This is a genomic window from Actinomycetota bacterium, from assembly GCA_005774595.1.
Lineage (GTDB): Bacteria > Actinomycetota > Coriobacteriia > Anaerosomatales > D1FN1-002 > D1FN1-002.
The window spans coordinates 1-1,374 of record VAUM01000429.1 but is presented as its reverse complement, the minus strand read 5'-3'; the positions used below and the strand labels follow the sequence as shown (position 1 = coordinate 1,374).

1 protein-coding gene is annotated in these 1,374 nt (G+C 68.0%); it reads right to left on the bottom strand.

Annotated elements, in window-relative coordinates; all coding sequences use genetic code 11:
- On the bottom strand, positions 1–1,191 hold a 1,191-nt coding region (locus FDZ70_10705), incomplete at its 3' end, for a hypothetical protein (GenBank protein ID TLM65930.1).
- Positions 1,192–1,374 lie beyond the last annotated feature (183 nt).

Sequence of the window (1,374 nt, the reverse complement as noted above, 5' to 3'; positions counted from 1 at the left end):
CTGGCGGGCGTCGGCGATCACCGTGCGGCAGCGTGCGTCATCCGCCAGCGTCGAACCGACGAAGAGCTTCGACGCGCGCTCGACCGCGGGGTTGATCTCCACCACGTCGAGCCGGGTGATCGGGTAGCCGAGCGCGGTCGCTGCTGTCGAGCCGGTGCCGAGGCCGATCACGAGGACGTCGTCGGCGGCCGCCGGGGCGCACTGGATCGCCAGGTGTGCGAGCAGTTCGGTGGTCTGCGCGTCCAAGAACTGGCCGGCGCCTTCGACGAGCCCGGATGTCCGCAGCTGGAGCGCGCCGTCGGGCGTTCGCAGCACCGCGACGCGACCCTGGGCGGTGTCCTCGAGGAACTCGACCTTGGTGTCGACGACGTACCGCTTGAAGGTCGCGAGGTCCACGAAGTCCGAGGTGGACGACATCCTCACGTTGAGGGCGACCACGGGTTCCTCCACGCCCAGCGCGATGGCGAAGGTCAGCCCGGCGATGGTCACGACCGCGAGAGTCGTCGCAGCCCGCTTGCCGGGTCTCGGGTCCACGGAGAGCATGAGCAGCCCCACGCCGAGGTTCACGCACGCGGCGACGACCGTCGTCCACTGCACCCCGACCGCCGGGATGAGCAGGAATCCCGCGATCGTCGAGCCGAGCACCGATCCGAGCGTGTTCACCGAGTACACCGTGCCCACATCGTGCCCGACGGTCTGCATCGAAGTGGTCGCGATACGCGAAACGACCGGGAAGCTCGCGCCCATGAACACGGTGGGAAGTGCCATGACGAGGAACGCCGTGGCGAACTGGACGGCGAGGAACATGCCGAATGATGCGCCGACCCCGCGGTACAGCAGGAAGTAGACCGTGGGCAGCGCCCGGATGATGGGGATGCTCAGCACCCCGAAGACTCCGACCCCGAGCTCCAGAAGGGCGAAGAGCCTGACCGACGACGTCGCGCGGTCCGCCAGCCGTCCGCCCGCGTAGCCCCCCACGGCGAGGCCGGTCATGAACGCCGCGAGCATCAGCGAGACTGCGTAGACCGTGGATCCGAAGACCAGGGCGAGCTCTCTGGTCCACACGACCTCGTAGATGAGCGCCGCTGCTCCGGAGAACGCGAACGCCCAGCTGACGAGCCTGCGCGGCATGGGGCGCCCCGCGCCCTTCTCGGAGTGCGTCTCTGACCGCTTGGAACCGCGCTTGCTCATGACGTCCTTCGAGCCGCATCCTGCTAGGCGTAGTCTACACTGGCACAAACCGGTGCGATGCTCGTACGCAAGGAGGGGCAGTGCCTCCCGCTCTGACCGTCGCGGTCATCCTCAACAACTACTTCCATGACGTCGCCACCGCGTTCCTCTTCGCGTCCGCGCTCATCATGTGGGGGCTCATCC